This window comes from Desulfuromonas sp. AOP6 (genome assembly GCF_009731355.2).
GTDB lineage: Bacteria > Desulfobacterota > Desulfuromonadia > Desulfuromonadales > SZUA-540 > SZUA-540.
Genome location: NZ_AP022810.1, coordinates 2,537,990 through 2,564,979 on the forward strand (window position 1 = coordinate 2,537,990; position 26,990 = coordinate 2,564,979).

Sequence of the window (26,990 nt, forward strand, 5' to 3'; positions counted from 1 at the left end):
TACATCCGCCGCCGGCATGACTATATTTTCAAACACACATTTTGCTTTTTTATGAACTGGACAAGGAGCCCTGCCATGAACACGCGTTTTTCCCTCATCGCCATGATTCTGCTTTCCCTGACTCTACTGTCAGGATGCGGTTACAATGAAATTCAGCGCAATGAAGAAATGGTCTTTGCCTCCTGGGCCGATGTGGAGGCCACCTACCAGCGTCGAGCGGATCTCATCCCCAACCTGGTCGAAACCGTCAAGGCCTACGCCAGCCACGAGCGGGAGACCTTGCAGTCCGTCACGGAGGCCCGCGCCCGTGTGGGGCAGGTCAATCTGAGTGGGAAGGATCTGTCCAATCCCGTCGCGCTTGAGAGCTTTCAGTCGGCCCAGGGCGAACTCTCCGGCGCCCTCTCCCGGCTGCTGGTGGTGGCCGAACGTTATCCCGACCTGAAGGCCAGTCAGAATTTCAGCGACCTTCAGCACCAGCTCGAAGGCACTGAGAACCGCATCAATGTCGCCCGCCAGCGCTATAATGAGGCGGTGCAGGTCTTCAACACCTCGATCCGCACCTTCCCCAACAACCTGACCAACAAGTTCATGCTGAAACTCGATCGCAAGGAACCTTTCAAGGCGGATACCGGTGCAGCGGCGGCGCCCAAGGTTAATTTCTAGCATGCGCGTGAAACGCTTTTTTCTCGCCCTGGCACTGCTCTGCCTGCTGCCCTTGACGGCCGGCGCCCTCGATGTGCCACCACTGCGCGGCCACGTCAATGACCTGGCCAGCATGCTCTCAGCGGAGATGGAACTGAAGATCGAGCGTTTTTTGACCGATTTCGAAGCCAGCGACTCGACACAGATTGCTCTTCTCACCGTCGCCTCCCTGCAAGGGGAGCCGTTGGAAGTCTATGCTCTGAAAGTGGCTGAAGCCTGGGGAATCGGACAGAAAGGGAAGGATAACGGCGCCCTGCTTCTTGTTTCGAGAGACGACCGCAAGATTCGCATCGAAGTCGGCTATGGCCTGGAGGGGAGACTCACCGACCTTCTTTCCGGACGCATTATTGACCAGGAGATCAGCCCCCGTTTTCGACAGGGGGACTTCGACGGGGGTATCGCTGCAGGCATTATCGCCATGGCGGAAGCCGTACGGGGGGAGTATAAGGGGTCGGGATCATCCCGCCAGAAGGAAGAGCGCAATCCCCTCGGCCTGCTGGCTCTGCTGCTATTTCTGGGGCCGGGATTGCTTTTTCTGACAGGCGGGCGCAGCCATCGCGGCAGTCGCAGAGGCGGTCTATGGATCGGCGGGCCTCCTTTCAGGGGAGGCGGCGGCTTCGGTGGTGGCGGCTTTGGCGGAGGTGGTGGTGGATTCGGCGGCGGTGGCGCTTCCGGTGGTTGGTGACCGTCAACCCTTTTTATCTTTTTACAGGAACAGCCATGGTTAAAACCACAGCACAGACATTTTTCAGTGACGAAGAGCGGCAGCGCATCAAAGCCGCCGTGTTCGAAGCCGAAAAACGCACCAGCGGCGAGATTGTTCCCATGGTGGTAGATACCAGCTACGACTATCCCCGTGCCGAGATTCTCGGCGCGGTCCTTTTATCCCTGGCAACAGGCGTGACCGCAAGTTGGGCTTTTGGAGACTCTTCCGTCTGGTTCTTTTTGCCCATCTTTGCCCTCGCCTACTTCCCCTTTAAATTCTTCATCCGCTACACTCCGACGCTCAAGCGGTGCCTCATCCATCCCGTCGAAATCTGCGGCGAGGTAGAGGAAAAAGCCCTCGTCAGTTTTCTGGAGCAAGGACTGCACCATACCCGCAATCACACCGGCATCCTCATTCTGCTCTCTCTCTTTGAACGTCGGGTCTATGTGCTGGCCGACCGTGGCATCAACGCCCGCGTTCCCTTGCATGTCTGGGAGGAAATTGTCGAAACGGTGACTGAGGGCATCCACCAGGGGCTGGCCTGCGACGCCCTTTGCGAAGCCATCACCCGCTGCGCCGAGCTGCTGGAAGAGCACTTCCCCAGCCGGGAGGATGACCGCAATGAACTGCCCGACCTGATTCTCGGCTGATCCCCTCATTTTTTGGTGATGACATCCCGATAGTAGTCGCCGCTGCGAGGCCCGCCGGGCCATTGCCGTTGCAGAAGAGTATAGTTGCGGCCAGCGCGCACCTCCAGTTCCAGCAGACGCTGGGCCAGTTGACAGGTCTCGCTCCCTGCCCCGTAGGTCCGTTTCAGAATAGATTGTATTCGCGAGTAATTCTGCACCAGAGGCAAAGACCGTCCTTTACGGCAGGCCGCCAGGAAAGCACGGCCTTTCGCCGTAAAAGCGAGGACATGCAGATAGAGTGGGCCCGCCTCCAGAAAGGCCGCCATATCGTCGGCTTGCACCTCGTTGAGCACATAGGTGAGCAGGCGCTGGACGCGGGTACGGGTCAGGTGCCGTGACTTGACGGCGGCCACCAGAGCCTCGTAGGAGTTACTGCACTCGGCGGCTTCGAGCAGGCGCGGCTCAATACCGGCTTCAACCTGGTAGATCCCTCTCAGAGACTGTGACCCTCTGAAGATGCGAGCCAGCAACAAACGATGCAGATGCTCCTCGTCGAGGCAGCGCTCCTCAGCCAGAGCCTGCTGCAAAGGGGCTAGAGCCAAAGGGGGAATAAAGGCAGTGACATCCTCGCCGGCAGCGAGTTTGCGGCGGATGCCCGTGGCACTCGCCACATCCCCCTCAGCCTCCTCATCATGATAACCCGCGCCGAGACGCTGGAGGGTAAAGGGTTGCAGCGGACTGGCCGTTCTGCTCAGGGCCTTGAGATACTCGATGCCGAGGATGTTGTTGGGCGAGGCCAGCAGGTGGGCAAAGGGGGCGTCCGGTGCCAGCTCCTGCGCCAGTCTGGCCCGCGCTGTCGGATAATTGTAACCCTGCCGCAGCAGCTCGGCGGTTCTCTGGGTCACCACCTTTTCATTCGCCGTCAACCACTGGGCGCAGTCCTGCAGTGCTGCCAAATCTCCAACTTCGCTACCGAAGCATAGGGTGTCGACTCCGCCGAGGGCATTCAAGGACTGGATGGCGCCCTGGGCGAAAACCGGGGCGCTGTTGCAGGCCCAGGGGAAAGGAAGCTCCAGAACCAGATCGACACCAGCCTGCAGAGCCATCTGCGCCCGCACCCATTTATCCACCAGGGCCGGCTCGCCACGCTGCAGGAAATGTCCGCTCATGACCGCCACCGAAACCTCGGCCCCGGTGAGCTCCAGACTCTGACGCAGGTGGTGGAGATGTCCGTTGTGAAAGGGGTTGTACTCGGTGATCAGACCGACGGCGCGCATGGCAGGCTTATCCGAGGAGGACGGGGAGAGGCTGGTCGACGCGGTTTTCCGCCGGCGCGACCAGGCTGCGGTAGGCCATGATCTCGACGCCGCAGGCGGCGGCCTGACGCAGCAGACGGCCGTAGTCGGGATCGATAGCATCAGCGGGGGTGAAGGCTTCGGCTTCACCGCGCTGAACGAGAAAAAAAATGACGGTTCGAAAACCCTGCTCGCGGGCCGCCATCAGCTCACGCAGGTGTTTCTGCCCCCGCGTCGTCACGGCGTCGGGAAAGCAGGCGACGGTGGGCGCACAGCAGAGGGTCACGTTTTTCACTTCCACCAGCACTTTTTCTCGTTCATTTTCCAGAAAAAAGTCGATGCGGCTAGACCCAAAGGGGTACTCCGTTCTCACCCGGTAACCCTCCAGGCTGGCAATGGATCCGTTGCGCAGAGCTTCTTCCACAACCCGGTTGGTGCGGTGGGTGTGGGTATCAACCCAGTGGCCGTTGACTTTGATGAGTTCCAGAGTGTAGGGGAGTTTTCGCTGGGGATTGTCCGAGGTGGATATCAACACAGGGTGCCCCGGCACAGCGCACTGCTGCATGCTCCCCGTATTGGGGGTGTGAGCCGTCACCACGCGGCCGTCGGCCAGCTCGATATCGGTGAGAAAGCGCTGATAGCGCCGCAGCAGGCGCCCCTCCAGGAGGGGCTGTGGCAGTTTCATTGGTCGATCTCGGCCATCTCCCGCTCGGAGAAGCCAAGCAGATAGAGAATAGAGTCGAGACTCTGCTGGTTGATATGGTAATCAGCCTGCTCCCGCACCCGGGCTTTGGCATTGAAGGCGATGCCCAGCCCGGCTTTGCCCAGCATGGGCAGATCGTTGGCGCCGTCACCGATGGCCACCACCTGGTCGAGGGTGATCCCCTCCTGGCAGGCAATTTCCTCCAGCAACTGAGCCTTGCGGGCCCCATCGACGATTTCCCCCTTAACCGCACCGGTCACCTTGCCGTCAGCGATCTCCAGGTCATTGGCGTAGGCATAGTCCAGGCCCAGTTCGGTCTTGAGGCGGTCTGTGAAAAACTTGAAGCCCCCAGAGATGACCGCCGTGCGGAAACCGAGACGCTTGAGAATGCGCACCAGGTTCTTGGCTCCGGGTGTGAAAGGGATATGCCGGTAGACCTCCTCAAGAGCATCGACCGACAGCCCCTGCAGCAGGGCCACCCGCTCCCGCAGCGCCCCCTGAAAGTCGAGCTCGCCGTTCATGGCCCGCAGGGTGATATCCGCCACCTGCTCCCCGACTCCGGCCAGGCGGGCCAGTTCGTCGATAACTTCGATCTGGATGAGGGTGGAATCCATGTCCATTACCACCAGACGCTTGGCCCGGCGGTAGAGGCTCTCCTTCTGCATGGCGATGTCGACGCCGAGGCTGGCGCCGACGCGCAACAGTCTGCGGGTCATGGCCTTGACATCCAGTTCAGGCGGCGTCGTGATGAGAAACTCAACGCAGCGCAACTGTCCCTGTGTCAGCTTGGAGATACGCTCGATATTGACCCGGTTATCCGCCAGGATGCGCGACACCCGCGCCAGCGAGGTAGCGCTCACCTCGCCGCCCAGAATGGTCACCACGTAGGCGTGCTTGGTCGTTTTGCGTCGGTACTCCGATTCGGAAAGCACCTGAAAATCGAGATCCAGCCCGAGCTCCTTGGCCAGAAAAAGAAGGTCCTTGATCAGGGGTTTCTGGTCGCTCTCGCCCGTGGGAAAATCGATGAGCACCGAAAAGGAAAGCAGCGTGTGGGTCACCGTCTGCTCGATGTCGCGGATACGCGCTCCGGCGGCAGCGATATTACCGGTAACGGCGGCGACGATGCCCGGCTTGTCCGGCCCGGTCATGGTAACAAGAACCATCTTACGATCCATGATGATAAACAACCCCTTTCATCTGTCCTGAAAAACGCCGGTATTCTATCGTTAAACCCCACCCCCTGCAACCCCGTAAACGCGCCGACGCCTCCCTCCCGCTTTTTCGAGCCTGCAATTTTTCCCACTAAAAAACTGAATTTTGCGTTGACCTTTTCCCATCCTTTTGGTAATGTTTACCCAATTGGTCAGGTTCACACTTGGCTAATTGATACAACCCTCCTTCCTTTTGCGCATCGGCCTCTCTCCTGGCCGGTGCGCGTTTTTTATTTTATGCCCCCCAAAAACAGCTTACGGTCCTACATAGAAGCAGACACGACCAGCTTGATAGATATGGAGTTGGGCAGACCAGGGCACTGGAGCCAGGCAACTCGATGTTGAGAGAAGTCTTGTTTTTGGCAGCGATGGACTGGTGATCCGGTTCTCCAAAAAGCCCAGAAGATGGCGGAGGCGACAAAACAGACAGGATAGACTACCCTTGGTTTTTATTTTGCGCCATAATGGGCGCCTCCATCTCACCATCACTCTGACGGACGAAAGGAATGTCTGCCATGAACGACCCTGTCATCCCCCGCACTGAATCGGCCTATGCCTACCCTCTGCTCATCAAGAACCTGCTGCAGACCCCGCTGGTCACTAATCCCGAGCAGGAGATCGTCTACCGCGACCTGTTGCGCTACGACTACCGCACCCTGCATCAGCGCATCTGCCGCCTGGCCCACGCGCTGAAGAAGCTGGGGGTCAAGCCCGGCGACACGGTGGCGGTCATGGACTACGACAGCCATCGCTACCTCGAATGCTTCTTTGCCGTGCCGATGATCGGCGCCGTGCTGCACACGGTCAACATCCGCCTGTCGCCGGACCAGATTCTCTTTACCATCGACCACGCCGAAGACGATGTGCTGCTTATTCACAGCGACTTCCTGCCCATTCTCGAACAGATCAAGGGGCGCATCGACACGGTGAAAAATTACGTCCTGCTGCAGGATGGCGCCGAGACGCCCGCCTCCCAGATCGAATTCGCCGGCGAGTACGAAAGCCTGCTGCAAGACAGCCCGACCCATTACGATTTTCCCGACTTCGACGAAAACACCCGCGCCACCACCTTCTACACCACGGGCACCACCGGCCTGCCCAAGGGGGTCTACTTCAGCCACCGCCAGCTGGTCCTGCACACCTTTGGCGTGCTGGCCGCCGTCGGCACCCCGGCCAGCCAGGGACGCTTTCACCAGCAGGACGTCTACATGCCCATCACCCCCATGTTTCACGTCCACGCCTGGGGTCTCCCCTACGTCGCCACGGCCATGGGGGTCAAGCAGGTCTACCCCGGCCGCTATGTCCCCGATCATCTGCTCGAACTCATCGACAGAGAAAAGGTCACCTTCTCCCACTGCGTCCCCACCATCCTGCATATGCTGCTGAAGAGCCCGCTCATCGACAAAATCAACCTGTCGAACTGGAAGGTGATCATCGGCGGCGCCGCCCTGCCCAAGTCCCTCTGCCTGGCGGCAATGGCCAGAGGCATCGATCTCTTCACCGGCTACGGCATGTCGGAGACCTGCCCCATCCTCACCATCTCCTACCTGACCCCGGAGATGCTCGAACTCCCCGCCGAACAGCAGGCGGAAATCCGCTGCAAGACCGGCCGGCCCATACCGCTGGTCGATATCCGTCTGGTGGATGAGGAGATGCGGGACGTGCCGGCAGACAGCGCCAGCGGCGGCGAGATCGTCGTGCGCGCCCCCTGGCTGACGCAAGGCTACCTCAAGGATCACAAGAACTCGGAGCACCTCTGGCGCGGCGGCTACCTGCACACCGGCGACGTGGCCGTGCGCGACGCCCGCGGCTATCTCAAGATCACGGACCGCACCAAGGACGTCATCAAGTCCGGCGGCGAGTGGATCTCCTCCCTGGAGATCGAGGATATCATCGCCCACCACCCCGCCGTCAGCGAGGTGGCGGTCATCGGTCAGCCCGACGACAAGTGGGGGGAGCGCCCCCTGGCCCTGGTCGTGCTTAAGTCCGAGGCCGAGGGGAAGACCTCCGAGAAGGAGCTGGTCGCCCACGCCCGCACCTACGCCGAAACGGGGATGTTGTCCAAAACTATTATCCTGCTGCGGGTGCGCTTCGTCGACGCCATCGACAAGACCAGCGTCGGCAAGATCAGCAAGACCACCCTGCGGGAAAAATATCTCTAGGGCTCCCCCGCCTAAAAAGAGCAAAGCCGCCCGTGGATGCACCGGGCGGCTTTTTTTGTCCTTGGCCTTTGTCAGGCTTTAGCGATGAAAACTTCGTAGGATCGTTTTATTCCTGCAGGTGCAGCGTCGAGCGCTGGACCGTCTCGCAGTCGCGGCATTTGAAGATGCGCGTGTCGTGCCACCAGGGCTCCGTCCCCCAGTAGGAGGGATGCCCTTCCGAATCGATGTGTTCGACATCGTTGAAGTTCTTGGATTCTTGGCACTCGGAACAAAAGAGCCAGACCTTGCCGTCGACACAGGCCTTGACGAATTCAGCGGGATTGGACATGGAATGACCTCGTTTCAGATATAAATAGGGGCGTCAGCGCAGAGACTGGCGCGTCTTCTGCTGCAGCAGCAGGTCCATGAGAACCAGCGCCGCCATGCTCTCGACAATGGGCACGGCGCGGGGGACCACGCAGGGATCGTGGCGGCCGCGGGCCTTGAGTTCGACCTCGCGGCCAGCGAAGTCGGCGGTGCGCTGGGCCTGGCCGATGGTTGCCGTCGGCTTGAAGGCCACGCGGAAATAGATGGGTTCGCCGTTGGAAATGCCGCCCTGCACGCCGCCGCTGTGGTTGGTGAGGGTGCCGAGGCGCTCTTCCTTGGCCACGAAGGGATCGTTGTGCTGGGAACCGAGCATACGGGCTCCGGCGAAACCGGAGCCGATATCAAAGCCCTTGCTGGCCGGAATGGAAAGCATGGCCGCTGCCATACAGGCTTCGAGCTTGTCAAAGACCGGCTCGCCCAGACCGGCCGGCACCTGTCGGCAGACGCAGGTGATGACGCCGCCGATGGAATCCTGCTGCTCCCGCGCCGCGAGGATGGCCGCCTCCATGTGTTTGGCTGCTTCCGCGTCAGGGCAGCGGACGTCGGAGCCATCGACCTGGGCGCGGCTGATACGGTCCATATCTACTGTCGGGGCTTGCTCGTTGCCGATGGCGCTGACCCAGGCGACGATCTCGATGCCATACTCTTCGCGCAGATATTTTTCGGCCAGGGCGCCGGCGGCCACGCGGCCGATGGTCTCGCGGGCGCTGGCACGACCGCCGCCGCTGGCGGCGCGGATACCGTACTTCATCTGATAGGTGTAGTCGGCATGGGAGGGTCGGGGCACAGCGTCCGTCTCCGTGTAATCTCCCGGCCGGAAGTCCTTGTTGCCCACCAGCAGGCAGATGGGGGTGCCGAGGGTGCGCCCCCGCTCGACGCCGGAGAGAATGGCGACCTGATCCTTCTCGTCCCGCGGCGTCGTCAGCGCGCTCTGCCCCGGCCGACGCCGGTCAAGCTGCGCCTGGATATCGGCTTCGCACAGCGCCATATCCGGCGGGCAGCCATCCACCACCACGCCCACCCCGGCGCAGTGGGATTCACCAAAGGTTGAAATCCTGAAAAGCGTTCCGAATTGACTCGACATCCCCACTCCTGGCGAAAGTCTCCCCCGCAGGTCATTGCCGGCGGAGATCGCGGTTAAAGGCAGTCTGGACGGACAAAAAAGCTTGCATCTGTCCGTGAAAACCCGATTTAATTACAACGCCCCCTTGAAACTGTCAAGAAATTAGCGGAAAAACGAGGGGGTAGCCAGGAATCTGCACCGCCCTTCCCCCCTGACCGGCCCGTGTCCGGCGTGGGCTATGGGGCAACCAACAGCTTGCGAGGAGGAACGATGAAAGTCCGTAAAAAAATTCTGGATTACGAGTACGAAGAAGTCATCGACGTCAAACACCGCGAACTGATCCGGGTGGCCTGCGCCGTGGCCGTCGGCTGCCCCGACTGACTGAAGAAGCACTTCGCGGTCGCGAAGGAAGCAGGAGCCAGCGAGGCGGAACTCAAGGAGGCCATGGCCTACGGCATCATCGCGCCCTCAGGGCGGGCCAAAAACTTCACCCTGCGCATGCAGGAAGAACTCGAATTCTGATGGTGGCCGCGGCCGCCCTTCACAGGCGGCCAAGCAGGCGCAGCAAACCGTCCAGCGCCGTGTAGGGGTGCGGCGGACAACCGGGGATATAGAGGTCGACGGGGAGCAGATCACCGAGGCCGTTGTGACACTCGGGACTGCCGCGGAAAGGGCCGCCGCCAATGGCACAGGCGCCGGAGGCGATGACCAGCTTCGGCTCGGGCACGGCGGCGTAGGTGTCGAGCAGGGCGCTCTTCATGTTTTCAGTGACCGGCCCGGTGACCAGAATGCCGTCGGCATGGCGCGGCGAGGCGACGAACTGGATGCCGAAACGGCCCAAGTCAAAGACCAGGGTGCCGAGCACGTTGAGGTCGGCTTCGCAGGCGTTGCAGCCGCCGGCGGAGACCTGGCGCAGCTTCAGAGAGCGCCCGAACAGTTTTTTCATGCGGGCGTCGAGGGCTTCCGCCAGCGGGTAAACGTCCCCATCGACCACCAGCCCTTCACGGCGGCGAGACGCCAGTCGATAATCGCGGCAGAAGGAGAGGCCGCCATGAGTGCAGGCCGTACAGTCGGCGCAGAAGAGGCAGAGCCCCATATCGACTGCTACTTTGCCCTCCTGCCGTTTCACGGCGCCATAGGGACAGCCACGCAGGCAGTCTTCACAGCCCGACGGGCAAAGTTCCGGCTGCAGGCGGGGCAGACCACGAAAACGCTCCGGCAGCACCGGCTCTTCCTTGGGATACTTGCCCGTTCGATAGCCCTGACGAAAGCGTTCGGCAATAATTTTCAGCATCGCTCGTTCTCCATCCCCACTTACAGATCGAAGCCGCAGTAGGAAAGATTGAAACTCTTGTTGCACAAGGGAAAGTCGGATATCTGCTCCTCGCGCAGGGCCATGGCCAGGCCGTTCCAGTTGCGGAAGGAGGGATCCACGACCTTGTAGCGCGAAAACCGGCCGGCGGCATCGGTCAGGGCCACATGCACGATTTCGCCGCGCCACCCCTCCGTCAGCGATACGGCCAGACTGTCCGCTGCCAGCGGGGCCATCTCCGCCCGCGCCGCGCCGTCCGGCAGCCGGCTGAGCCAGTAACGGATCTGCCTGAGGGAGTCGTAGATCTCCCGTCGGCGCACATGGGCCCTGGCGAAGACATCCCCACCCTCTTCCAGAACGACGTGATCGAAGTCATCGACATAGGCACCGGCAGGATGATGGATACGGGAGTCGATGGCCAACCCGCAGGAGCGGGCCGCCATGCCCACGAGGCCGAGGGACTCGGCGTCCTCGGTGGCGACCTTCCCCGTCCCCTCCAGTCGGGCCAGCGCCGAGGGACTATCGAAGAAGAGTTCGATCGCCCCGCGCGTATCGCGCGCGATCACCGCCAGACGCTGCAAAAGATGGGCGACCAGCACCGGCTCCGCGTCGAATCCGACCCCGCCGGGACGGATCATCCCGCGCCCGAAGCGACTGCCGCACAGTTCGGCGCTCAAGTTGAGATAGTCGCCGCGGATGCGGCCGCAGAAGCTCGCCGTCGGCAGAAAGCCTACATCCCCGGCGAGAGCGCCGATGTCGCCGACATGGTTGGCCAGGCGCTCCAACTCCAGCGCCACCGCCCGCAGCACCTGCCCTCGCGGCGGCACCGGGCAGCCGCCCAACGCCTCCAGCACCTGGCAGTACGCGGTGGCGTGGCCGATGGTGGTGTCCCCAGCCGCCGCCTCCAGCTGGTGCAGGGTACTGGCATGAGGGCCACCACGCAGAAGGGCTTCGAGTCCCCGATGCTGAAAGCCGAGGGAGATCTCCAGATGCATGACCTTTTCGCCATGACACTGAAAGCGAAAATGCCCCGGCTCGATCACCCCGGCATGCACCGGCCCGACGGCGACTTCGTGCACCTCTTCCCCTTCGACCCGGTAGAACTCCATATCCCCCGGCACGGGATGAGCGCTCCCCGCCCGCCCCCAGGCATCCCGTCCGGGCACCCAGGATGAATGGAAGCGCACCGGCTTGAACCAGGGGTGCCCTTCCGGCAGCACGCCGAACTGTTCGGCGAATTCCCGCTCAAAGAGGTGCAGCTGGGGAATTTCCGGAGTCAGGGAGGGGAAACGACTGCCGACCCGCGACCGTAGCAGATGCAGCTCCCCCTTCCAGTCGTGAGCCACCAGGGCAAAGAGTTCCACCGCGCCGTCCGCCGCCAAACGCCCGAAGTAGGCCGACACCCTCCCCTGCTGTTCGAGATCGGCCTTCAACCGGGAGCCGAAAACCTCGTAGTCGAGAACGGGGATCTCATTCAACTGTACAGTCCCGCCATTTTTCACGATGGGCATCATGCGTTCACCTCCAGCAGGGCGGCAGCGTCCCGCAGCAGGCGCTGCAGGGGTTCGGGCAGGTAGAGTCCCAGCACCAGCACGACCAGCAGCAGAAAGAGCGGCGGCGCCACCAGCGGCAGCCGGTCCCGGAAATGAACCTGCTCCACCTCCGCCTCCCCCTGAGTCACGGCCAGCACCGTGGCCCCCATACCGATAAAGATGACGGCCAGCAGCACCAGCACCGTAGCGCCGACCCACATCTGACCGCTGGCGAACATGCCGCGCAGCATGGTGAACTCGCTGAGAAAGGGGCCGAAGGGGGGCGAGCCGGTAATCGCCAGAAAGCCGGCCAGAAAGATGGCGCTGGAGACGGGCAATACCGACAGCGCGCCCCGCACATCCTGCAGGCGCTTGCTGGCAAAGGCCCGATGAATATTGCCGGCACAGAGGAAGAGACAGCCCTTGGTCATGGCATTGTTGACCAGATGCAGCAGGGCGCCGAAAGTGGCCAGGCCGCCGATACCGACCCCCACGGCCAGCAGCCCCATGTGCTCGACGCTCGAATAGGCGAGCAGACGTTTGATATCGCCCTGCCGGACAATGAAAATGGCCGCCAGCAGCAGGGAGAGCAGGCCCATGCCGAGCAGCATCTGCCGGGCCAGGGCCAGATCGCCGGCCGCTCCCATTAACTGCACCCCGCGCAGGATGGCGAGAAAAGCCACAGAGGTCAGACCGCCGGCCAGCAGGGCGCCAACCAGACCAGGCGCCTCGCCGTAGGCATCGGGCTTCCAGCTGTGCAGAGGCGCCAGCCCCATCTTGGTGCCGAAGCCGACCAGCAGAAAGACGAAACCGGCATGCAGCCAAGGCTGGGCCAGATTCGGCCCCGCCGCCAGCAGGTCATCGAGCTGCAGACTGACCGGCACGCCGTTACCGAGAGCCGCATAGGCTACAAAGAGGATACCGACCATGGCCAGCGCGATGCCTACCGAGCAGAGAATGAGATATTTCCAGGTCGCTTCGATGGAAAGGCGGTTGCGATTGTAATAGATCAGTGGGGCGCTGGCGATGGTGGTCGTCTCCACCGCCACCCACAGCAGACCGAGATGGCGGGCCGCCACGGCCAGCGTCATGGCCGCGAGAAAGACCAGCAGGCAGGCGACCATCAGGCGGTTCCCCCGCTCCGCATGCAGGTTGAGGTATTCGACGGCGTAGATGGAACAGGCCAGGTAGAGCAGACTGGTCACCAGCAGGACAAGCTGGGAGAGGGCATCGAGGCCGAGCCAGGGAGTCGGCAAAGAGGGAGCCTGACTGACCACGGTGACGGCCAGCGCGAAGTGAAGGACGCCACTGACCGGCAGCAGCCAGCTTCGCACCCGGAAAGAGGGTAGCGCCACGGCCAGGGCGGCCAAGGCCAGAGGAAAGAGAATCAGCAACATCAGCATCGTGTTATTCCTTCAAAACGGACAGTCGGGTGGTGTCCACGGTGGAGAACTCCCGGTTGATCTGGTTGATCACAATCCCCATAACAAAAACAGCGACGAGCAGATCGAGCAGCACCCCCGCTTCCACGACCAGGGGCATCGCCTCGCTGAGCAGGATGCTGAAAATGAAGATACCGTTTTCCAGCATCAGATAGCCGAGCACCTGGGTGATGGCCTTGCGCCGCGTCATCAGCAGCATAAACCCGGCAAAGAGGGTGGCCAGGGAGGTGGGGACGTAGAGTCCGCCCTGATGTTCCGGCAGCAGCGGCAGAAAATCAGCGAAGATGAAGGCCCCGGCCGTGAGCATCGCCCCGATGATCAGGGTGGGGACGAAACCGATAAGTGCCTCGACCTCGCGACGAATGCGTACCTCACGGATGGCCCGCAGCAGGAGCCAGGGAATGAACACCCCCTTGAGGATAAAAGCGGTGGCCGTCAGCATCAGGGTATGCCAGGAAATACCGTGGGCCAGGCACGGCAGCAGCGCAATGAGGGCGCCTTGCAGGGCCACAACCCGGATGCAGGCCACCAGACGCGCGCTGCCCAGGGTGAAGAAGTTGATGAGAATCACCAGCAGCAGGCAGAGGTTGCTCAATTCAATCATGGGTCCTAACTCCTAACGAAGCACCAGCACCAGGGCAAATATGGAGATCAGCATGGTGCCGATGAGCACCTGGGGTACGCGCACCAGGCGCAGGCGGGCCATGGTCGACTCCACCACGCCGATCAGCACGGCCAGCAGCAGCAGGCCACCGAGGTAGACGCCCCCGTCCAGCAGCGGGCTGCCCGTCTCAAAGGGCAAAGCCAAACGGACGACAAGAGAGCCCAGCACCATCAGTTTGAGGGCGGCGCCGTACAGGACCATGCCGAAAGCCGGGCCGCTGTGATCAAGCACCATGACCTCGTGGATCATCGTCAGCTCAAGGTGGGTATTGGGGTCGTCGAAGGGAATGCGGGAATTCTCCACCAGCAGCACGACAAAGAGGCAGACGGTGATCAGCCCCAGCGAAGCCGACGCCACCGTCCAGGAGGAACCCAGGCCGGCCCCAAGCAAAGCCCCGAGGGAAAGGCCATCGGCCAGACGGGCGAGCACAATCAGGGAAAAGAGCAGGGTCGGTTCGGCGAGACAGGAAAAGGTCACCTCGCGCGCTGCCCCCATCCCCTCGAAACTCGAACCCGTATCCAGGGCCGCCGAGGCCACAAAAAAACGGGACAGCCCGAAGAGATAGACAAAGAGGATCAAATCTCCCTGGAAAGAGATGGGCGCGGGCAGGGCGCCGAAGGGGAGCAGAAGCGAGGCCAGAATCGGCACGGCCAGCCCGACCACCGGCCCGGCCAGAAAGACCCAGGTCGTCGTGTGGCTCAGGACGAACCCCTTGCGCCACAGGCGGGCCAGGTCATAGTAGGGTTGCAGCAGGGGTGCTCCCCGCCGGCCGGCGAACAGAGCCTTGGTGCGGTTGATCACCCCCTGCAGCAGAGGCGCAAACAGCAGCAGAAGCACCAGGTGGACCAGAACATTGACAAACATCGAAGCCTCCTCAACCGCAGGCGATTACCATAAGCAGGGTCAGCAGGGTCAAAGCGATATAGAGCAGATAAAAAGCGGGTCTGCCGTTCTGCAGAAAACGCCGCAGCAGGGTGAAAAGCCAGGCCAATCCCTGACTGAGCGGCAACAGGAAACGGTCGAGCACAGCGTCCGGCGTGTGGCTGGAAAAGGCCGTCTCTGCCGGAAAAAGCCCCTTGGGTGGCTGTTCATGGCGACTTGTCCACAGCCCACCCCGGAAGAGTCCAACCAGCAGGTCAGCAAAGGAAGAGGCGCTGTACTGCATGCGAGGGGCCGGGAATTGGTAACCGCACCCCCAGGTAGCCACCCGCGGGGCCCCGGCATGGCCGCGTCGTTGCAGCCAGAGCCACAACCCGGCCATCACCACCAGCAACAAAGCAGCCACCAGGCTGAGACGGGAGAGCGGCGCCAGCGGCGCCTCCAGTTCGAGACCGGCGACCTGCGCCGACCAGACCGTCGCGGCCCGCTGCAGCAAGGGGGCCAGGGTCCAGGGGAGCAGGCCGATCCAGATGCAGGCCGTCAGCAGAGCGAGCATGGGCAGGCGCATGGACCAGACCGCCGGCTTGGCCGTAGCCGCCGCGGGGCAGCGGGGTTCTCCCAAAAAGACCACGCCGAAGACTTTGACAAAGCAGGCCACCGCCAGAGCGCCGATGAGAGCAAGGACCGGGGCAGCCAGCACGGCCCATGGGCTGACGGGGCCGGTCCCCTGCAGCGAATCGAAAGCGCCCAGGTAAATCAGCCACTCACTGACAAAACCGTTGAGGGGAGGCAGCCCGCAGATGGCGACGGCACCGCCCAAAAAGCAGACGGCCGTCCAGGGCAGACGCCGGAACAGCCCTCCCATGTGATCCATCTCGCGGGTCCCTGTGGCCTGGATGACCGACCCCGCCGCCAGGAACAGGAGCGACTTAAACAGGCCATGATTGACCGTGTGCAGCAGCGCACCCGAAATCCCCAGCAGGACCATGGTCGGCTGCTCAAAAGTGCGCCCGAGCAGAGCTACCGCCAGGCCGATGACAATGATGCCGATATTCTCAACACTATGGTAGGCGAGAAGCCGCTTGATATCGTGCTGGGCCAGGGCCAGGGCCACGCCCAGCACGCCCGATATGGCTCCGAGCACTAGCAGGCCCATCCCCCAGCTCACCGGAATATCGGCATAAAAGGAGGTCAGACGCACCAGGCCGTAAATGCCGGTCTTGATCATGACCCCGGAGAGTAGCGCCGAAGCATGGCTGGGGGCTGCGGCATGAGCGCCCGGCAGCCAGATATGCAGAGGCATGATGCCGGCCTTGAGACCAAAACCGAAGAGACCGAGCAGAAAGATGGCCGTGCCGGTACCGGCAGAGGCGATGGAGGCCGCCGCGGGAAAGGCGAAGGAGCCGACCACGGACGCCAGCAGGGCGAAGAGGGCAAAGAGGGCCAGGGTGCCCGTGTGGGTCGCCGCCAGATAGATCAGACCGGCCCGCCGGCTGTCCGCCTTGTCATCTTCGGTGGTAATTAGAAAGAAACCGGCCAGGGCCATGGCTTCCCAGGCGAAGAGGAACAGCAAGCTGTTTTGCGCCGTCAGCACCAGCATGAGAGCGCCGGCGATCAGGCCATAGAAAATGCGTAACTTTTTGGCGCTGGCCCCATGCCGTCGCTGGGGCCAGTAGCCGAGCCCATAGACCGCGCCGGCACTGACCACCAGAAAGAGCGGCAGGAGAAACAGGGCGGAAAGGGCATCGAGCTGCAGCACGAATTCGGCACCGGGCACCCCCCAGGGCAGCCGCAGGCGATTCGTGGCCGGGGCCAGCAGGGCCATGATTGCGGCGGCCAGACCGCAGGTCGTTCCCAGCAGGGTCAGCAGGCAGCTCAAGCGCTCTCCCCAAAGGGCCTGGCGCCGGGCCATCAGGCCGGGAAAACCGGAAAAGAGCAGCAGCAGGATCCCGGTCAGGAATAATCCCATGGTCATGGCACCCCCCTCCCGGCCCAGACACCCCAGGCCAGCAACAGGGTACAGGCCATGAAAATATAGAGCAGATAGACATGCAGTCGCCCCTGCTGCAGCCAGCGAAGACGCACGCACCAGTGGGTCACCCTGGCGATGCCGGGCAGGAACAGACGGGTCAGTACCGGGTCGAGGGACTGCTGGCTTAGGCCTATGCGCCCTGGAAAAACCCCTCGCAACAGCGGGCGATTTACCTGCGGAGCGAGGAGGTGAGGAACCAGGTGGCTCTGGGTGAGCTCGGCATAGGCCTCACCCGTGTACTCGACCCGGGACGAGGAAAAGGCAAAGCCGCAGCTCCAGGTCCCGCGACGAGCGACAGGCCGGTGATGACGGAGCCAGAGAAGGAGGGCGGCGATAACCAGAAGGCTGAGCCCGATGAGACCGTGGAACTGACCCAGTTTCCCCACGCGCAACAGCACCGGGGCCAGGGCCGCCTGACCGCCGGGAACGAGCTGCTCAAGGGGCAAGGCCAACAGAGACAAGGCGCCCTGAGGGAACACGCCGACCAAAAGACAGCCGGCCAGCAGCACTCCCATAGGGCCCAGCAGGGACAGGGAAGACTCCCGTGCCTGCTCGGCGGGCAGACTGCGGGGGCTGCCCAGCAGAACAATCCCGGCCAGACGGGTAAAGGCCAGCACGGCCAGGGCGCCGACCAGGCCGAGCAGACCGACCAGCAGCAGGGAGAGCAGGCCACTGAAACCGGCATCCAGCACGCCTTCCTGCAGCAGCCCCAGGTAGATGAGCCATTCACTCACCAGGCCGTTGAAGGGCGGCAGGGCGGCGATGGCCAGACAGCCGCCGAGCAAGAGGCCGCCCGTCCAGGGCATGCGCTTGAGCAAGCCGCCGAGCTGATCCATATCCCGCGTTCCCGTGGCCTGCAGAACGCTGCCGGCGCCCAGAAAGAGCAGCCCCTTGAAGAGGGCATGATTCCAGATGTGCAGCAGGCCGCCGGCAAACCCGAAGAGGGCCAGCGTGGGATGCCCGTTGGCCTGCGCGAAAAAGCCCAGGCCCAGGCCGAGAAAGATGATCCCCACATTCTCCATGGTCGAGTAGGCCAGACACCGTTTGATATCCCTCTGAAAATTGGCCATGACAATGCCATAGAGGGCCCCGGCCCCACCCAGGGCCATGAGCACGACGCCGGCCAGCGGCAACGCCGACGGCAAAAAGCTGCCGGCCCGCAGGATGCCGTAGATACCCACTTTCACCAGTACCCCCGACATCAGGGCCGAAACATGGCTGGGAGCGGCGGGATGGGCATCGGGCAGCCAGACATGCAGGGGAAAGAGACCGGCCTTGATACCGAAACCGGCCAGGGCAGCAACATACAGCAAGCCGGTAGTCTTGGAGGAGAGCTGCGCCAGGCCGGTAAAGTCCGCGAAATCGAAACTGCCGCAAATGGTGCCGGCCGCCACAAAAAAGGCCAGCAGCAGCACCAGTCCCAGATGGGCAACAACCAGATAAAGCCAAGCCGCCTCCCTCACCTCGGCCTGACGATGCTCGAAGGCCACCAGGAAAAAAGAGGTCAGCGTCATGACCTCCCAGGCCATGAGGAAGAGCACCGCATTGGCGGAAACAACCACCAGCATCATGGCCGCAACCATAAGATTGAGAAAAAACCAGTGCGGCCCCAGGGCGGCCGGGTGGGCGTGTCCCTGCAGATATCCCGGTGCGTACAAGGCGCAGAGCAGGGCCACAAGGCACATGGGCAACAGAAAAAAGGCAGCGAGGGGATCAAGAGAGAGGAGCAGGTGACCACCGGGCACTCCCCAGGCCAGCTCCCAGGATTGCGGTGTGGCACTGCGCAGAGTCGTGAGGGCGGCCGCCAGCCCGGCCAGGGATCCAGCCACCAGCCCGACTGCACCGAGGCTGGTGGTCAGCCGTGGTCGACAAAAGCTGAGCAGGGCAGCAAACGCCGAGGCGACGAAAATCAAAAGAGCCAGCAGCAGCAGATTCATGACATCAGGTACCCGCCTTCAGGAATCCTTCATTTTTGGCAACAGTCCTCAGCCCGGCCCAGCGCCGCAAAAATCTCCTCCCGGCTCCCCTGTTCCGTCAGGGTCTTGCGGAAGGCGTGGTCATGCAGAACAAAGCCGAGGAGAGAAAGGAGATGCAGATGCGCGCGCAGTGTGGGGGCGATCAGGGTAAACAGAATCTGGACGGGGATGCCGTCGAGGGCGTAAAAATCTACCGGCTGCTCAAGAAAGCACAATGTCACCGTCGGTCGGGTGACATGCAGCAACGACGGATTGCGCGGATGCGGCAGGGCGATCCCTTCGCCAATGCCGGTGGAAGCCAGCTTTTCGCGAGCGATGAGCACCCGGCACAGGTAATCGCGATCGACCTCATCGGGCAGTCGCAGATGTTCCACCACATCAGCCAGCACCTCGTCCCGACTTTTCCCCTCCAGGCGGTAGAAGATTCCCCCGGCCTCCATCGCCTCGGTCAGGCGCGGCAGCGGCAGGGCATCGCCTTCCGGCTCGGACAACAGTTCGGGCGATATGCCCATGCGCCGCGACGTCGCCCATTCCAGCAGCTCGGCCCGATTAAAGCGATAACTCTCATGGACCTTGTAGGCCGGCACGATCTCCTGCTTGATCCAGCGATAGATGGTCTTTTCGGAGACCGACAGCAACTTGGCGGCGTCTTTAACAGAAACGTTCATTTTTATCACCTATGACATATGTCATTTCATTTGGACATCTTTGGACATTATTTTTCTCTACGAGCAAATTGTCAACAGCTTTATGGGCCCGAAAGAGATATTTATAGAAAAATCCATATAAACTTCTTCTCGACAAAGGCTTCCCCCGATGACAACCTTCTGCTACAGTCCTCGCCTGGCAGGCAAAACAGAGGAAATCGTCATGCTCCCCCCCTCCCCCAACACCCAAATGTTCTGCACCCAACCCTTCGACTGGTGCGAGATTCACCCCGACGGCCAGGTCTTTCTGTGCTGTCCGGCCTGGCTGAAGACCTCCGTCGGCAACCTCCTGCACGCCCCCCTCGACCAGATCTGGAATGGCGAGCGGGCCCGCCAGGTGCGCAAGGCCATCCTCGAAGGCAGCTTTTCCGGCTGCAACCGCCAGCGCTGCCCCCGCCTGGCCAGCGCCACCGCACCGGTCATGCCCCTGGCCCAGGTGACCGATCCGGACATCCGGCAGGCACTGCAGTCTGGTGACACCACCCTGACCTATGGCCCCAGGACCCTCAACCTCTGCCACGATCGCAGCTGTAATCTGGCCTGTGCCAGTTGCCGCCGCGACTTTCACCTGGCGCAGGGAACCGCACTGGAAACCGTCGCTGTCCTGACGGAAAAAATTCGCCGCCAAGCGGGCCCCTCGGCCGAGACCCTGATCCTCAGCGGCACCGGTGATCCCTTCGGCAGCCCGACCTACCGGGATTTGCTGCAGAACTTCGATGCCGGGGATTTCCCCCGGCTGAAAAGCATCCGTCTGCACAGCAACGGCCAGCTCTGGAACAAATCCTTGTGGGAATCGCTGACGCCGATTCATCCCTATGTGCAGACCGCCGAGATCTCCATCGACGCCGCCACGGCGGCGACCTACACCCTTAACCGTCGTGGCGGGGATTTCCGGCTGCTGCTCGACAACCTGCGCTATATTGCCGGACTTCCCATTGCCCTCACCCTCAGCTTCGTCGTCCAGACCAACAACTACCGGGAGATGCCGGCCTTCGTCGCTCTGGCCCACAACCTGGGCGCCGCCGTCTATTTCAGCCAGCTGGTCAACTGGGGCACCTTCAGCCGTCAGGAATTTGGAGAGCGTGCCATACACCGGGCCGATCATCCGGATCACGCCGACTTTCTCCTCGTGCTGCGATCACTCGTCGACACTCCCCGGGTCGATCTCGGCAATCTCAGTTCCCTGCTGTGAAAAAACATGGCTTTGTGATGAAGTTCGCTCTGGGCATCGTCTCCCTCAAGCCAAGATTTCCAAAAAAACTGTTTGCTTTTTAGGCAAACAGTGTCTATAGTGCGTGGTTCAGCGTTAACGCTACCAGCGGAAAAGTCCTCTATTGCCGGCCCGTCCGGTTTTTCCTCTGCCCCATCGATCACTGACCCCCCTGCAATCATTCCCTTCGGATATTGCGCAGCACTTCGGTTGGCGACGATGCGTTCATGCCAACGGTGTTGTGCACAACCGTTTCCCTTGGGACAGTCGTTTGTCCCAGCGGTATCGCACCCCGAACATTACTCACTGTTTCGTCCTTCGAGCAGCCATTGCGTGTCCGCATAGAGGAAGGCTTGTGCCTTGCGGCTGCATAGATTCGTGCCGGCGACGAAATCAGCAAGGATTCTGCATGTCTTTTACCGAACTCAACCTGTCTGCCCCCGTCCTCAAAGCCGTCCTCGAGTGCGGGTACACCACCCCGACCCCTATTCAGGCCAAGGCGATCCCCGAAGCCCTGCAGGGCAAAGATCTGATCGCCAGCGCCCAGACGGGCACCGGCAAGACCGCCGCCTTCATGCTGCCAGCTCTTGAGCGTCTGGCCACTCTGAAAAAAGGCCCCAAGGGCGCCCCGCGCATCCTGGTGCTGACGCCTACCCGCGAACTGGCCAGCCAGGTAACGGAGGCCACCCGCACCTATGGCAAGTATCTGCGTATCCGCAGCGCCGTCATCCTGGGCGGCAGCCCTTACCGCGAGCAGTTCAAAGCTCTGTCGCAGCCCCTCGACCTGGTCGTCGCCACGCCGGGACGCCTCATCGACCACCTCGATCGCGGCAGCCTCGACCTGTCGCGCGTGGAAATCCTCGTTCTTGACGAAGCTGACCGCATGCTCGACATGGGCTTTCAGCAGGATGTGGAAAAAATTACCGCGGCTACCCCGACCAACCGCCAGACCCTGCTCTTTACCGCCACCCTCGACCAGGCCATGACCAAGCTGGCCATGGCCCTGCTGAAGAACCCGGTTAAGATCGCGCTGGCAACCCAGGGCTCCACCAGCCTGAAAATCGAACAGCGCCTGCACGTGACGGACAACCTGGAACACAAGCAGCGCCTGCTCGAACACCTGGTCAGCGACAGCAGCATGAACCAGGCCATCATTTTCTCGGCCACCAAGCGCGACGCCGACCGCCTGGCCCAGGATCTGTCCTCCCGGGGCCATCGCGCCGCCGCCCTGCACGGTGACATGACCCAGGGCGCCCGCAACCGCACCGTGCGTGACCTGCGCAACGGCCGTGTCAAGTTGCTGGTCGCCACGGATGTCGCCGCCCGCGGTATCGACATCACCGGCATCAGCCACGTCATCAACTTCGACCTGCCCAAGTTTGCCGAGGACTATGTCCACCGCATCGGCCGCACGGGCCGTGCTGGCGCCTCCGGGACAGCTATCTCCTTTGCTTCCGGGAGCGACGCCCTGGCCCTGCAGCGCATTGAGCGCTACATCGGCCAATCGCTGCCCCAGCATGTCGTCCCCGGCCTGGAGCCGACCCGTGGCCTCAGCCCGCAGCCCCGCCGTACCAGCCGCAAACCCCAAGGCGGCAAACCCGTACGACAACAGCGCTCCTACGGTAAAACCGAAGAAGGTCGCCCGCAACAGCGCCGCACTGGCGGCGCCAGTCGCCCCTTTGGCGCCAAACCCAAGAGCGAGCCCGTGGTCATACACCGCCGCAGCCGCTGATAAAACCACCGCCATCCTGACCAAAAGCCGGTGCGCTTTGTGCGCACCGGCTTTTTTATTCCCTGCCTTTTGCTGATGCAGATTTTGACAACTCTCCCCTAGCTGTGCTATCTATTACGATTCGCATACGAATCTTTTGCTTCGAAATAAATATCGAACTTATCTAATCACCAGAGGTCGCCACATGACATCTCAACCCAAAAAACCGGCCACGGAGACCCACGAAACCCCAAACACCCCAGTGTCCGCCATCCATCAACCACCCCGCATCCCTTCAAGCAACTACGAACTGCGTATCCTTCAAGCCCTGCGGCGCATCATCCGGGCTACAGAAATCCATTCGCAGAAGCTGATCCAGCAGCACAACATCACCGGCCCCCAACTCGGCTGTCTGCTGGCACTCATCGAGCACGGCCCCCTGCCCACCACCACCTTGGCTCATAAAATCTACCTCAGCCCCAGCACCGTGGTCGGCATTGTCGACCGCCTCGAAGAAAAGGGCCTGGTCGTCCGTCAGCGCAGCAGCCGTGATCGCCGACAAGTTCAGGTGGTGGCAACGGAAGCGGGTCAGCGCCTGGCTGGCGAGGCGCCCAGCCCCCTGCAGGAATCCCTGGCCGTCGCCCTGAAGGAACTGCCTGAGCTGGAAAGAGTCTCCATCACCCTCTCCCTGGAGAAAGTCGTGGATCTGATGGAGGCACGCAAGATTGATGCGGCGCCCCTGCTCGCCACTGGCCCCATCGCTTCGCCACCGAATTCTGACACCCCCTGACTCTCAGTCTATTTTTCACGTACTGTCTCTCTGAAGTGGTCATCCCCTTTTTTCCTTATAAAAAAGACAGGAATGCTATGACACCAAAGATCAAGGTCGAAAATCTTTACAAGGTTTTCGGCAAGAACTCCCGTGCCGGGATCAAAATGCTGGAGGAAGGCCTGGGCAAGGAAGAACTGCTGCGACGCCACAAGCTGGCGGTAGGCATCAACAAGGTCTCCTTCGACATCAACGAGGGGGACTTCCTGGTGGTCATGGGACTTTCCGGCAGCGGCAAGTCGACCCTCATCCGCTGTCTTAATCGTCTCATTGAGCCGACGGGTGGCAAGGTCTTCATCGATGGAATCGACATCACCACACTGTCGGAAGAGGCCCTACGCCAGACACGACTGAAGAAATTCGGCATGGTCTTCCAGCGCTTTGCTCTCTTCCCCCATCGCACCGTCCTGCAGAATGCCGAGTATGGCCTGGAGATTCAGGGCATCGCTCTTGACGAAAGGCAGGCCAAAGCGCAGGAGGCTCTCGAACTGGTGGGCCTCAAAGGCTGGGAGGATTCCTATCCCGCTCAGCTCAGCGGCGGCATGCAGCAGCGCGTCGGTCTGGCCCGGGCGCTGGCCCTCGACCCCGACATCCTGCTGATGGACGAGGCTTTCAGCGCCCTCGATCCCCTCATTCGCCGTGAAATGCAGGACGAACTACTGGCTCTGCAGAGCCGGGTCAACAAAACCATCGTCTTTATCACCCACGATCTCGACGAGGCTCTCAAACTCGGCGACAAGATCATCATCATGCGCGACGGCGCCGTCGTGCAGGCCGGTACACCGGAAGAGATTCTCACCAACCCCGCCGATGACTATGTCGAAAAGTTTATCGAAGACGTCGACGTCTCCAAAATTCTCACAGCCGAATCGGTCATGCACAAGGCCACCGCCGTCACCTTCCCCAAGGATGGCCCCAAAACCGCCCTGCACAAGATGAAGGAAGTCGGTCTTTCCGGCATCCTGGTGGTGGACAAGGAGCGGCGACTGCTCGGCATCCTCTCGGCTGAGGACGCCTCGAAGCTGGCCAAGAACAACGAACCGAGCATCGAAACGGCCATTGTTCGCGACGTTCCCCAGGTTCACCCTGGCGCCAGCCTGCAGGAACTCTTCGCTTTCGAAAACTTTCCCGTCGCCGTCGTCGATGAGGACAAGAAACTCAAAGGCATCATCGTCCGCGGCGCCCTGCTGGCCGCCATGGCAGAAAGGAGGCTCAGCTGATGGATATGCCCCTGCCGAAGTTTCCCCTGGGAAAAGGCATTGAAGCCCTTATCGATTTTTTTACCCATCATTTCGCCTTTATCACCAAGGGTCTTTCCCGGGTCACCGAGACCGGCATCGACGCCCTGGTCGAGGGCATGCTCTTTTTGCCCCCCTGGCTGCTCATCCTCATCTTCGCCGGCATTGCCCTGTGGCTGAGTGGACGGCGCATTGCCATTTTCGCCCTCGCCGGGTTGCTCTTTATCTGGAACCTGGGTTTGTGGGAGCCAACGGTTTCCACTATCGCCCTGGTCCTCATCGCCACCCTCGTAGCCGTTGCCATAGGTATTCCCATTGGCATCATGGCCGCTCTTTTCAACGGGGTGAACCGGGTCACCATGCCCGTGCTCGATTTCATGCAGACCATGCCGGCTTTCGTCTATCTGATCCCGGCCATTCCCTTTTTCGGTCTGGGGCCTGTTTCCGCCATTTTCTCCACCGTCATCTTCGCTATGCCGCCGGCCATCCGTCTGACCTGCCTCGGCATCCGGCAGGTGCCGGAAGAGCTCATCGAAGCGGCGGACGCCTTCGGCTCGACCCGCCGGCAGAAGCTGCTCAAGCTGCAGCTGCCGCTGGCGACGCCGACCATCATGGCCGGCGTCAACCAGACCATCATGCTGTCCCTGTCCATGGTCGTCATCGCTGCCATGATCGGCGCCGGCGGTCTGGGTGGGGAAGTCTGGAAGGCGATTCAGCGTCTGAAGCCGGGGATGGGTTTTGAGGCCGGCCTGGGTGTGGTTATCGTCGCCATCATCCTCGACCGTATTACCCAGAAAATAACCACCCGTAAATCCGTCAACCTTTAACACGAACAAGGAGATAAAAATGACATCACGCATGATTCGTATTCCTGTCATTCTGCTGGCCCTGTTGAGTATCGGGCTTTTCGCCTGCACCAAACAGGAAACCGACACCACCTCCAAAGAGGACTCACCGACCAAAAAGACCGTTGAACTGGCTTACGTCGAGTGGTCTTCGGAAGTGGCCAGCACCAACGTGGTCAAGGCTGTTCTGCAAGAGAAGATGGGCTACCAGGTCAAAACTATTCCGGTCAGCGCTGCTGCCATGTGGCAGTCCATCGCCTCCAACGACGCCGACGGCATGGTCGCCGCCTGGCTGCCAACCACCCATGGCCACTACCTTGATGAACTCAAGGACAAGCTCGTCGACCTCGGGCCCAATCTGGTCGGCACTCGCATCGGCCTGGTCGTGCCGGCCTACGTGACCATCGACTCGCTGGAAGAGCTCAACGCCACTGCCGAAAAGTTCGATGGCCGCATCATCGGCATCGACCCAGGGGCCGGCCTTATGTCCAAAACGGAGCTCGCCCTTACTGAATACGGGCTGGACAACTTCAAACTCATCGAAGGGAGCGGCGCCACCATGACCGCGGCTTTGGCCGACGCCATCAAGAACGAGCAGTGGGTCGTTGTCACTGGCTGGACACCGCACTGGAAGTTCGCGGCCTGGGACCTCAAATATCTGAAAGACCCTAAAAACGTCTTCGGTGGCGAAGAGGTCATCCACACCATCGTGCGCAAGGGTCTGCAGGAAGAACAGCCCGAGGTCTATGCTTTCCTGGATAAATTCAACTGGTCTCCCGAAGACATGGCCGCGGTCATGGTCTGGAATGAGGAAGAGGGTGCTGACCCATATGAAAACGCCAAGCGCTGGATCAATGAAAATCCGGAAAAAGTAGCCGAGTGGCTGAAGTAACTGACAGGCAAGCGCGACAGGCATGAGCACGAAGGGGCGGCACCGAAAGGGCCGCCCCTTCGTGTGTCTGAGGGCTCAGAGATGGAGATGAACGAGAAAAGGCGAGTCGATGCCGTCACGGTGCAGAAGCTCCCGTACCGCGGCCTCCCCCTGCGCCAGCGCCTCACCTAGGCCGTGTTGGCGCTGCAGATGAACAAGATAGGGCAGATTGCCGCTGACGGCCACACCAAAAGTCTCACGCATGGCCAGAATGGCGGTGGTTTCCAGCACCCGGGCCTGTTCCTGGGTGGCCTCCACATAGTGGGTGGGAAAAGCCACCACGGCGCGGTCAAGGCTGTCCATAAAGAGAGTGCGTTCCAGCGGCGTCAGCTCGGCGAAGTCAATAGCGCACCAGTCGGCGGGCCGGGTGGAGAGCAGGGCCCGACAGGCGAAGGGGCGCACGGTGTAGACCGTGCAGGCCCCGTCCGCACCGAGAAAGGGACAGGCGCCGACCCGTCGCCGATAATGGCGCAGGAAAGTTTTGAAGTCGTCGATGCCGGCGAGTTCCGTCGCCATCCCCTCCACGGTGGACTCCACCGCCGCCGCCTGCTCTGCACTGAGCGCGTCGCTGACCAGCAGGGCTTCGGTCAACGGCACGTCAACGTGAAGGGTGCAGCAGTTGTGGCACCCCCTGCCACAGTGAATCTTCCCAGCGCGCGCGCCATAGTCCTTGCACCAGCGGGCGATATCCCGGTCCAGCCGATTATGGTCCTCATCAACAGCCTCTTTCAGCGCGGGCCAACCTGCCATTTTTTCCCCTGTCAACGTCATTTTCTCCCTACCTTTTTACCGCCTGTTGCACTACCGTGGAGACAGGAATATAAACCGGAACACCTGCGGAGTGG

At 61.6% G+C, this 26,990-nt stretch carries 25 protein-coding genes; 11 read left to right on the plus strand and 14 right to left on the minus strand.

Going from position 1 to position 26,990, the window contains the following annotated elements:
* The first annotated feature begins 75 nt into the window (after positions 1-75).
* Genes AOP6_RS11980 through AOP6_RS11990 form a run of 3 tightly spaced genes read left to right on the plus strand, consistent with a single transcriptional unit; the run spans position 76 to position 2,058 of the window.
* Positions 76-663, plus strand: a complete 588-nt coding sequence (locus AOP6_RS11980) for a LemA family protein (protein WP_155876992.1) — start codon at positions 76-78, stop codon at positions 661-663.
* 1 nt (position 664) lies between these two features.
* Positions 665-1,387 (plus strand): TPM domain-containing protein, encoded by a 723-nt coding sequence (locus tag AOP6_RS11985; protein WP_213194579.1) that lies wholly within the window; start codon positions 665-667, stop codon positions 1,385-1,387.
* 35 nt (positions 1,388-1,422) lie between these two features.
* Positions 1,423-2,058 (plus strand): hypothetical protein, encoded by a 636-nt coding sequence (locus AOP6_RS11990; protein ID WP_155876993.1) that lies wholly within the window; start codon positions 1,423-1,425, stop codon positions 2,056-2,058.
* Between the two features lie 5 nt (positions 2,059-2,063).
* Here AOP6_RS11990 and AOP6_RS11995 read toward each other — a convergent pair whose 3' ends face one another.
* The 3 genes from AOP6_RS11995 to serB are packed head-to-tail and all read right to left on the minus strand — an operon-like array spanning position 2,064 to position 5,210.
* Entirely contained in the window at positions 2,064-3,314 is a 1,251-nt protein-coding gene (locus tag AOP6_RS11995; RefSeq protein WP_155876994.1) for a nucleotidyltransferase, read from the minus strand.
* A 7-nt stretch (positions 3,315-3,321) separates the two neighbouring features.
* Positions 3,322-4,017 carry a DNA/RNA nuclease SfsA gene (gene sfsA, locus AOP6_RS12000; protein ID WP_155876995.1) on the minus strand — a complete coding sequence of 232 codons (696 nt, stop codon included), beginning with the start codon at positions 4,015-4,017 and terminating at the stop codon, positions 3,322-3,324.
* A complete protein-coding gene (gene serB, locus AOP6_RS12005) occupies positions 4,014-5,210 on the minus strand; it encodes a phosphoserine phosphatase SerB (RefSeq protein WP_155876996.1) in 1,197 nt (398 codons plus the stop codon). Before serB ends, sfsA begins: the two co-directional genes overlap by 4 nt.
* A gap of 551 nt (positions 5,211-5,761) precedes the next feature.
* On the opposite strand from serB, the gene AOP6_RS12010 reads away from it, so the two are divergent.
* Positions 5,762-7,408, plus strand: a complete 1,647-nt coding sequence (locus tag AOP6_RS12010; RefSeq protein WP_155876997.1) for a fatty acid--CoA ligase — start codon at positions 5,762-5,764, stop codon at positions 7,406-7,408.
* 106 nt (positions 7,409-7,514) lie between these two features.
* Here AOP6_RS12010 and AOP6_RS12015 read toward each other — a convergent pair whose 3' ends face one another.
* Entirely contained in the window at positions 7,515-7,736 is a 222-nt protein-coding gene (locus AOP6_RS12015; RefSeq protein WP_155876998.1) for a hypothetical protein, read from the minus strand.
* Between the two features lie 33 nt (positions 7,737-7,769).
* Positions 7,770-8,858, minus strand: a complete 1,089-nt coding sequence (gene aroC, locus AOP6_RS12020) for a chorismate synthase (RefSeq protein WP_155876999.1) — start codon at positions 8,856-8,858, stop codon at positions 7,770-7,772.
* Positions 8,859-9,107: 249 nt separating this feature from the next.
* Here aroC and AOP6_RS15355 point away from each other — a divergent pair, with 249 nt between their 5' ends.
* Complete coding sequence (locus AOP6_RS15355; protein WP_275950974.1) at positions 9,108-9,359, plus strand: GSU3128 family (seleno)protein; 252 nt, start codon at positions 9,108-9,110, stop codon at positions 9,357-9,359.
* A gap of 19 nt (positions 9,360-9,378) precedes the next feature.
* On the opposite strand, the gene AOP6_RS12025 is transcribed toward AOP6_RS15355, so the two are convergent.
* The 8 genes from AOP6_RS12025 to AOP6_RS12060 are packed head-to-tail and all read right to left on the minus strand — an operon-like array spanning position 9,379 to position 19,342.
* Positions 9,379-10,131 (minus strand): hydrogenase, encoded by a 753-nt coding sequence (locus tag AOP6_RS12025; protein ID WP_155877001.1) that lies wholly within the window; start codon positions 10,129-10,131, stop codon positions 9,379-9,381.
* Positions 10,132-10,151: 20 nt separating this feature from the next.
* A complete protein-coding gene (locus AOP6_RS12030) occupies positions 10,152-11,663 on the minus strand; it encodes an NADH-quinone oxidoreductase subunit C (protein ID WP_155877002.1) in 1,512 nt (503 codons plus the stop codon).
* Positions 11,660-13,084 carry a proton-conducting transporter membrane subunit gene (locus AOP6_RS12035; RefSeq protein ID WP_155877003.1) on the minus strand — a complete coding sequence of 475 codons (1,425 nt, stop codon included), beginning with the start codon at positions 13,082-13,084 and terminating at the stop codon, positions 11,660-11,662. Before AOP6_RS12035 ends, AOP6_RS12030 begins: the two co-directional genes overlap by 4 nt.
* 4 nt (positions 13,085-13,088) lie before the next feature.
* A complete protein-coding gene (locus AOP6_RS12040) occupies positions 13,089-13,727 on the minus strand; it encodes a hydrogenase (protein WP_155877004.1) in 639 nt (212 codons plus the stop codon).
* A 12-nt stretch (positions 13,728-13,739) separates the two neighbouring features.
* Complete coding sequence (locus tag AOP6_RS12045; RefSeq protein WP_155877005.1) at positions 13,740-14,651, minus strand: NADH-quinone oxidoreductase subunit H; 912 nt, start codon at positions 14,649-14,651, stop codon at positions 13,740-13,742.
* Between the two features lie 10 nt (positions 14,652-14,661).
* Positions 14,662-16,641: a proton-conducting transporter membrane subunit gene (locus AOP6_RS12050; RefSeq protein WP_155877006.1), complete on the minus strand. Its 1,980-nt coding sequence runs from the start codon at positions 16,639-16,641 to the stop codon at positions 14,662-14,664.
* Positions 16,638-18,635, minus strand: a complete 1,998-nt coding sequence (locus AOP6_RS12055) for a proton-conducting transporter membrane subunit (protein WP_155877007.1) — start codon at positions 18,633-18,635, stop codon at positions 16,638-16,640. The genes AOP6_RS12050 and AOP6_RS12055 overlap by 4 nt, the downstream gene beginning before the upstream one ends.
* 29 nt (positions 18,636-18,664) lie before the next feature.
* Complete coding sequence (locus AOP6_RS12060; RefSeq protein WP_155877008.1) at positions 18,665-19,342, minus strand: PTS sugar transporter subunit IIA; 678 nt, start codon at positions 19,340-19,342, stop codon at positions 18,665-18,667.
* 148 nt (positions 19,343-19,490) lie between these two features.
* Between AOP6_RS12060 and AOP6_RS12065 the strand changes: the two genes are divergently transcribed.
* The 6 genes from AOP6_RS12065 (at position 19,491) to AOP6_RS12090 (ending at position 26,106) form a co-directional block, all read left to right on the plus strand.
* A complete protein-coding gene (locus AOP6_RS12065) occupies positions 19,491-20,573 on the plus strand; it encodes an SPASM domain-containing protein (RefSeq protein ID WP_155877009.1) in 1,083 nt (360 codons plus the stop codon).
* Positions 20,574-21,000: 427 nt separating this feature from the next.
* Positions 21,001-22,323 (plus strand): DEAD/DEAH box helicase, encoded by a 1,323-nt coding sequence (locus tag AOP6_RS12070; protein WP_155877010.1) that lies wholly within the window; start codon positions 21,001-21,003, stop codon positions 22,321-22,323.
* A 184-nt stretch (positions 22,324-22,507) separates the two neighbouring features.
* A complete protein-coding gene (locus AOP6_RS12075) occupies positions 22,508-23,092 on the plus strand; it encodes a MarR family winged helix-turn-helix transcriptional regulator (RefSeq protein ID WP_155877011.1) in 585 nt (194 codons plus the stop codon).
* Positions 23,093-23,169: 77 nt separating this feature from the next.
* Positions 23,170-24,351 (plus strand): glycine betaine/L-proline ABC transporter ATP-binding protein, encoded by a 1,182-nt coding sequence (locus tag AOP6_RS12080; RefSeq protein WP_155877012.1) that lies wholly within the window; start codon positions 23,170-23,172, stop codon positions 24,349-24,351.
* A complete protein-coding gene (locus AOP6_RS12085; protein ID WP_155877013.1) occupies positions 24,351-25,196 on the plus strand; it encodes a proline/glycine betaine ABC transporter permease in 846 nt (281 codons plus the stop codon). Before AOP6_RS12080 ends, AOP6_RS12085 begins: the two co-directional genes overlap by 1 nt.
* Before the next feature lie 19 nt (positions 25,197-25,215).
* A complete protein-coding gene (locus AOP6_RS12090; RefSeq protein WP_213194580.1) occupies positions 25,216-26,106 on the plus strand; it encodes a glycine betaine ABC transporter substrate-binding protein in 891 nt (296 codons plus the stop codon).
* 75 nt (positions 26,107-26,181) lie between these two features.
* On the opposite strand, the gene AOP6_RS12095 is transcribed toward AOP6_RS12090, so the two are convergent.
* Entirely contained in the window at positions 26,182-26,895 is a 714-nt protein-coding gene (locus AOP6_RS12095; RefSeq protein WP_213194581.1) for a YkgJ family cysteine cluster protein, read from the minus strand.
* Between the last annotated feature and the right edge of the window lie 95 nt (positions 26,896-26,990).